We start from the raw sequence: 5,941 nt of genomic DNA on the forward strand, positions 1-5,941 counted from the left end.
GAACTCGACCGCGTGTCGCGCGCGCTGGGTGACGCGAACGCCGAGATCGCACTCAGGCTCGAGCGCGAGGGCGAGATCGTCGGCGACGTCTCGCACCAGATCCGCTCGCGCCTCACCGCTATCCAACTGCGACTCGACGAGCTGTCGCTGCACGAGGATCCTGCGGTCGTGACCGAGGCCGAGGCGGCGCTCGGACAGGTGGATCGTCTCGCGGCCGAACTCGACGAACTCGTCGCCGCCTCACGCGACGATCCGGCGCAGCCGGACACTGTCGACGTATCTTCGCTGGTCACGACACTGGTGGGTGATTTCGACCAGGCCTTCACCGCTGCTGGTCGCAACCTCGTCGCCTCGTTCCAGGGGGATGCGGTGGCGCGCAGTGCTCGTCCCGGTCGACTGCGCGAGGCGGTGAGTGTGCTCGTCGACAACGCGCTGCAACACGGTAGCGGCGAATGTCGGATCTCGGTCAGCGACCTCAAGGGCGACATGTTGCGCATCACCGTCGCCGATGAGGGCAGCGGTGTCGCCGATGACGTGGCGACCGACATCTTCCGACGCGGTTTCTCCGGCGGAGCGGGTAACGGTGTGGGGTTGTCGCTGGCGCGGGCACTCGTCGAGGCCGACGGGGGACGACTCGAACTCACCTCGCGGCGGCCACCGGTGTTCGCGATCGTCGTGCCGGCTGCGGCCGGAGCCGACAGCGCGGAAAGCGGAGCTGCGGACGGATCGCCGACGCCGGGCGACGCCGCGACGCGCGTGGGTATCCGGCGCGACCGGGTGCCGCATCGGTGAGGACGGCGCAGACCCGACCCGTGCGCGCACGACATCGTCGGACGTCGGAAACCCAGGTCGGGCACGCGGCCCACGGACCGGTCATGCCACGATGGAGCGCGTGACTGCGCGAGATCCCGACGCCGGCCCGAGCGTCGACGGGGGCACCGACACCGATCCGACCGATGCGCCGCCGCCGGACGCTGCTGCCCGGACGATCCCGGCGCGTGATGTCTTGCCCACCGTGACCATGATCGGCGGCGGTCAGCTTGCCAGGATGACCCACCAGGCGTCGATCGCGCTGGGCGAGTGCCTGCGCGTGCTGGCCGCGAGCCCCACCGACCCGGCCGCCCAGGTCAGCGCCGACGTGGTGATCGGATCGCACGACGACGTCGACGATCTGCGTCGCGCTGCCGCCGGCGCAGTGGCTCTCACCTTCGACCACGAGGGCGTGCCGCTCGAGCATCTGCGCGTGCTCGAGTCCGAGGGTGTCGCGGTCCGACCGCCGTCGGCCGCGCTGCTCTACGCCCAGGACAAACGGGCCATGCGGGTCAAGCTCGGTGAACTCGGCCTCCCCGTGCCCGACTTCGCCGACCTCGCCGGAGACCTCGGTATGGCCCGCGCGCGACTGGTCGAGTTCGGTGAACGGCACGGGTGGCACATCGTGCTCAAGGCAGTGCGTGGCGGATACGACGGGCGCGGCGTGTGGATCGTCGACACCGGCCCCGATGCGCTTGCCGTGTTCGACGAGCAGTTCGCCGCAGGGGTCGACCTGATCGCCGAGGAGAAGGTGGCGATGCGACGCGAGCTCTCGGCCATGGTCGCACGTTCACCGTTCGGGCAGGGCGGTGCCTGGCCGGTGGTCGAGACCGTGCAACGCAACGGCCAGTGCGCGGTGGTGACGGCCCCCGCGCCGGACCTGGGTGTCGAGACCGCGGAGCGCGCTCAGGAGATGGCTTTGCGGCTGGCGTCCGAACTCGGCGTCATCGGCGTGATGGCCATGGAACTCTTCGAGACCACGGACGGCGACCTGTTGGTCAACGAGCTCGCGATGCGCCCGCACAACAGCGGTCACTGGACCATGGACGGTGCGGTGACGTCGCAATTCGAACAGCATCTGCGGGCCGTCCTCGACTATCCGCTCGGCGACACGGCGCCGCGTGCGGAGGTCACCGTGATGGCCAACATCCTCGGGGCCCCGCAGGCGCCGGAGATGTCGATGGACGAGCGGACGCACCATCTCATGGCACGCATGCCCGACGCGAGGATCCACCTCTACGGGAAGGGCGAACGTCCCGATCGGAAGATCGGACATGTCAACATCGTGGGTAGGCCCGGCGACGACGCGGCGTCGGTCCGCGAACGCGCCGAGCGCGCGGCGCATTGGATGTCACACGCAGAATGGACGGACGGTTGGGACCCACATTCATGAACGACGAGACGACAGGCGACCCGGTGGATCACGAGACAGACGCAACCGATGACGAGACGATCGCCGGGAGCGGTGTCGGGGCAGACGGTGCCGACACACACGACGGCGAGACAATCGACGAAGCACCTGACGGCGACGCACGCGACGGCGATGCGGATGGCGCCGGAACGGTGGACGGGGCGACGGAAGAGACCGTGCTCCGCCACCGCGCCCGCGTCGGACTGATCATGGGCAGCGACTCGGACTGGCCGACCATGGAAGCGGCAGCCGAGGCGCTCGCCGAGTTCGACGTCCCGTTCGAAGTCGGGGTCGTCTCGGCACACCGCACACCACAACGCATGCTCGATTACGCCAAGTCGGCTGCGGGAGAAGGTATCGAGGTCATCATCGCCGGAGCGGGAGGAGCCGCGCACCTTCCGGGTATGGTCGCCGCGGCGACACCGCTTCCGGTGATCGGAGTACCGGTCCCGCTGCGCTACCTCGACGGCATGGACTCCCTGCTCTCCATCGTGCAGATGCCCGCGGGTGTTCCGGTGGCCACCGTGTCCGTCGGCGGCGCGCGCAACGCCGGGCTGCTCGCCGTGCGGATTCTCGGATCGTCGGATCCCGTTCTCCGGTCGAGGATGGAAGCGTTCCAGCGCAGCCTCGAACAACTCGTGCTCGACAAGGATGCGGCGTTGCGCGACAAGTTGCTCGGCGGAGACTGAGCAGACCTCAGCGATCGCCGGGCACAAGTCCGAGGCGTGTCGCGAGGAACTCGAGTACTTCGGTCAGCGCATCATGGGTCGGCTCGCCCGGCGCGTCGATGAGATCGACGGTCAACGGCGAATGTGGTGTGGGAAGCGGTGATTCGGGATTGGCGGCAGAGTCGGGTATCTCGATGGCGAGGAACGAGTCCCCGAGGAGCTCACGCAGGAACCGGAAACGCGATGCCGGTGACATCCGGTCACCGCAGAAACGCACGCCCATCACGTCAAGCCCGCGTTCGCAGCGTGCGACCACCGTGCGCAGGTCCTCGGGACTCACGTCGATCGAGTGAGCCAGTCGCGGAGTCAGGGCACCCGGCAACGACGGTTGCGCGACCACGGGTGCCAGCATTCGTTCGTCGGTTGCCATCGCGAGGGCGAACCCACCTGTGAAGCACATGCCCACCGCCCCCACACCGGGGCCGCCGCACCGCTCGTGCTCCTCGGCGGCGAGCGCACGCATCCAGTCGGCCGCCGGGGAGGTCTTACCCGATGCCAGGATGGTGAACTCTCGACTGATGCATGCCCGCGCAAGGGTTCCGAGCATTGTGGTCGCGGCACCCACGACACCGAGATTCGACGGCCTCGGGTCGCGCCCGTCGACGCCGAAGAGCGATGGCATCACCGCGGTCGCCCCCAGCGCTGCGACCTTGCGTGCGAAATCGGCGACATCAGGACTGATGCCGGGCATCTCGGCTATCACGATGACCGCCGGACCGTCGCCGAGGCTGTAGACCCGACGGCTGACGCCGTTGTGAGTCGCGATCCGGACGTCGAAGTCGGTGAGCTGGTCGTCGGAGGAGCCGCGGGTCACCGCGTCGCCTTCGTCCCGCCGGTGTCCTGTGCGCGTTCTGTCGGAACAAGGCTGCCCTGCAGTGCCCAGTCGAATTGTCGACCGGCCAGCCGGGCTACCGGCGGCAGGTCGGGTGAGTCGGACGGGATGATGGTGGGACGGATCAATGTGTACTGCTTGCCTTTTCTCGTGATCCCCGCGGAGCCGGCGGCCAGTGTGTTGCGTACCCAGTCGGTGTCCCGGCCATAGGCGAGGATGATGAAGAGCTTCGGCTCGTCGCGCGTGCCGCCGACCCACGCGAGGACAGGAGTCGAGTAGGTGCGCCCGCTACGACGACCGACGTGGTGCACCATGGCCCACGGTGGCAGATACGGCGCCCAGCGGCGTTGGATCGGATTGGTGATCTTCTTGTTGGCGCGTGCCAGCCAGTCGGGCAACTGCATGATCACCACTCTGCCGTATGGGGCGCACTCCGTGAAGAGGCAGCGTTGATCGGAGTGCGCCCGGCAGGCAGTGCGTCGGTGTCACTCGAGTACGAGGTCGGCGCGTTCGGATGCCGCCCGCGAAGCGAGATCGGTGTCGGGCGTTGGTGAGACCCACACCAGGCTTGCTCCGGTGCTCAAAGGTGTGACGAGATTGGCGAGAATTCCTGTGCCGGTGTGCCATTCGCGTGTGGAGAGAACGCGGTTGGTGGACCCGATGCCGGCGGAGGAGGCGAGCGTCGACGCGGAGTCGAGCACCTCTGTCGTCGTCCGACCGTCGAGTGCCGCACCGGAGTAGCGGGGCGGGGAGTACTGATCGCCATGCACGCGGACGGCCGATGCGTAGTCGCTGACCCCGGGCGGGAGGTCGGCGACGCCGAGCCCGAACGGGTCGAGAGAGGCGACGACCAACTCTTCGGCATCGGCGTGGGTGTCGATGCCGGCCGCGCTCGTGAACACGACACGAGCGGTGTCGCTCTCGGTGTCGACATGCACATGTGCGCCCGCCCACCACGAGCCCAGCAGGATCGCAGCGCTCTGCCAATGCTCTGGCAGATCGACCACGACGTCGTCGCCGGGTACCAGTCCCACCTCGACGAGCAGGTAGTTGGCGGTCTTCGCCGCCCAATTGCCCAGCGTCGCCGCAGACAACTCGGTGCGCTCGCCGGTGTGGTCGTCGTAATAGGTCAGAAGGGGCCGGGCCCAATCGTCTACGCGTCCGAGAAGTGTGGTCGTCACTGTGTCGTCGCTCATCAGTTCACACACACCGGTCCGTCTGTTCCCGCTGTGATCGGCGGGGCGTTGTTGCCGACTCGCGCACTCGCGGGTGTGTTGTCAGTCTGCGGTCCGGTGTCGGCGATGGATCCCGGTCCGGCGAAGGTGTTGGTGAGGACCAACTTGAGGTGATGCTCGTCGAGGTCGGGTTGTGCCTCGATCCGCACCGCCTGCAGGTCCTTGGCGAGCAACTGCGCACCCGCGTTGTCCGCACTGTGCGCGTAGATCACCGAATCCTTGATGTCCGCCGGCGTGCTGCTGGTCTTGCCCGCATGGAATCCCTTGTTGGTCAGGATGTTCGAGACGTTACCCGCGAGGCCGTCGATGGTGCCAGCGTTGTCGACGTCGACCGTGTAGTCGCCTCGCTGCGATTGGGGCTTCGACGCTCCGCTGTCGAGCAGATTGCTGGTGAAGACGTGCACGGCGTTCGGGTCGACGGACACGACGCTCTGCTGCCCGTCTTCGCTCCACCCGTGCTCGTCGAGCACTGGGATCGTCGCGAACTTCACCCGGCCTCCGCTGAGATCTTTGAGCTGCTCGGCGAACTGCACCACGTTCCAGTCGTCGTCGATGACCACCGATCGCGAGACGGCGTCCTCGAGTTCGTTGAGCTTGGACGGATCGGTCAGGGTGTGTGCCGACAGGATCTTCTGCGTCAGCGAGGCCATGTAGACCTGCTGGCGTGTGATGCGGTCGAGGTCGCCGCGCGGTAGTCCGTGTCGTTGGCGAACGAAGCTCAGAGCCTGTGGGCCGTTGAGCGTCTGCCTGCCCGCGTGAAAGCGTGCGCCCGAGAACGGTTCGTTCACAGCGTCTTTGAGGCACACGTCGACGCCGCCGACAGCCTTGGTCAGCAACGCGAAGCCGAGTAGACCGACCTCGGCGTAGTGGTCGACCTTGACTCCGGTGAGATCGGCAACGGTGTCGATCAGGGCTTTGCGGCCGG

7 protein-coding genes are annotated in these 5,941 nt (G+C 67.6%); 3 read left to right on the forward strand and 4 right to left on the reverse strand.

The window, feature by feature from the left end; translation table 11 throughout:
- The 3 genes from GOOTI_RS06615 to purE form a co-directional block, all read left to right on the forward strand.
- Positions 1-792 (forward strand): sensor histidine kinase (locus GOOTI_RS06615; RefSeq protein WP_007237791.1); only part of this gene is annotated, 792 nt, incomplete at its 5' end.
- A gap of 91 nt (positions 793-883) precedes the next feature.
- On the forward strand, positions 884-2,203 hold the full coding sequence (locus GOOTI_RS06620; RefSeq protein WP_007237792.1) for a 5-(carboxyamino)imidazole ribonucleotide synthase: 1,320 nt from the start codon (positions 884-886) through the stop codon (positions 2,201-2,203).
- A 170-nt stretch (positions 2,204-2,373) separates the two neighbouring features.
- Positions 2,374-2,910: a 5-(carboxyamino)imidazole ribonucleotide mutase gene (gene purE / locus GOOTI_RS06625; RefSeq protein ID WP_007237793.1), complete on the forward strand. Its 537-nt coding sequence runs from the start codon at positions 2,374-2,376 to the stop codon at positions 2,908-2,910.
- A gap of 7 nt (positions 2,911-2,917) precedes the next feature.
- Here the strand turns inward: purE and GOOTI_RS06630 are convergent, their stop codons facing one another.
- The 4 genes from GOOTI_RS06630 to GOOTI_RS06645 form a co-directional block, all read right to left on the reverse strand.
- Positions 2,918-3,763 carry a dienelactone hydrolase family protein gene (locus tag GOOTI_RS06630; RefSeq protein WP_007237794.1) on the reverse strand — a complete coding sequence of 282 codons (846 nt, stop codon included), beginning with the start codon at positions 3,761-3,763 and terminating at the stop codon, positions 2,918-2,920.
- Positions 3,760-4,185, reverse strand: coding sequence for a nitroreductase family deazaflavin-dependent oxidoreductase (locus GOOTI_RS06635; protein ID WP_007237795.1), 426 nt, complete (start codon positions 4,183-4,185; stop codon positions 3,760-3,762). Before GOOTI_RS06635 ends, GOOTI_RS06630 begins: the two co-directional genes overlap by 4 nt.
- Positions 4,186-4,266: 81 nt before the next feature.
- On the reverse strand, positions 4,267-4,977 hold the full coding sequence (locus tag GOOTI_RS06640; RefSeq protein ID WP_039993654.1) for a TIGR03089 family protein: 711 nt from the start codon (positions 4,975-4,977) through the stop codon (positions 4,267-4,269).
- The coding region (locus GOOTI_RS06645; RefSeq protein ID WP_007237797.1) for an LCP family protein at positions 4,977-5,941 on the reverse strand (965 nt) is incomplete at its 5' end. The genes GOOTI_RS06645 and GOOTI_RS06640, both read right to left, overlap by 1 nt.

It is taken from the genome of Gordonia otitidis NBRC 100426, assembly GCF_000248075.1.
In the GTDB taxonomy this organism is placed as follows: domain Bacteria; phylum Actinomycetota; class Actinomycetes; order Mycobacteriales; family Mycobacteriaceae; genus Gordonia; species Gordonia otitidis.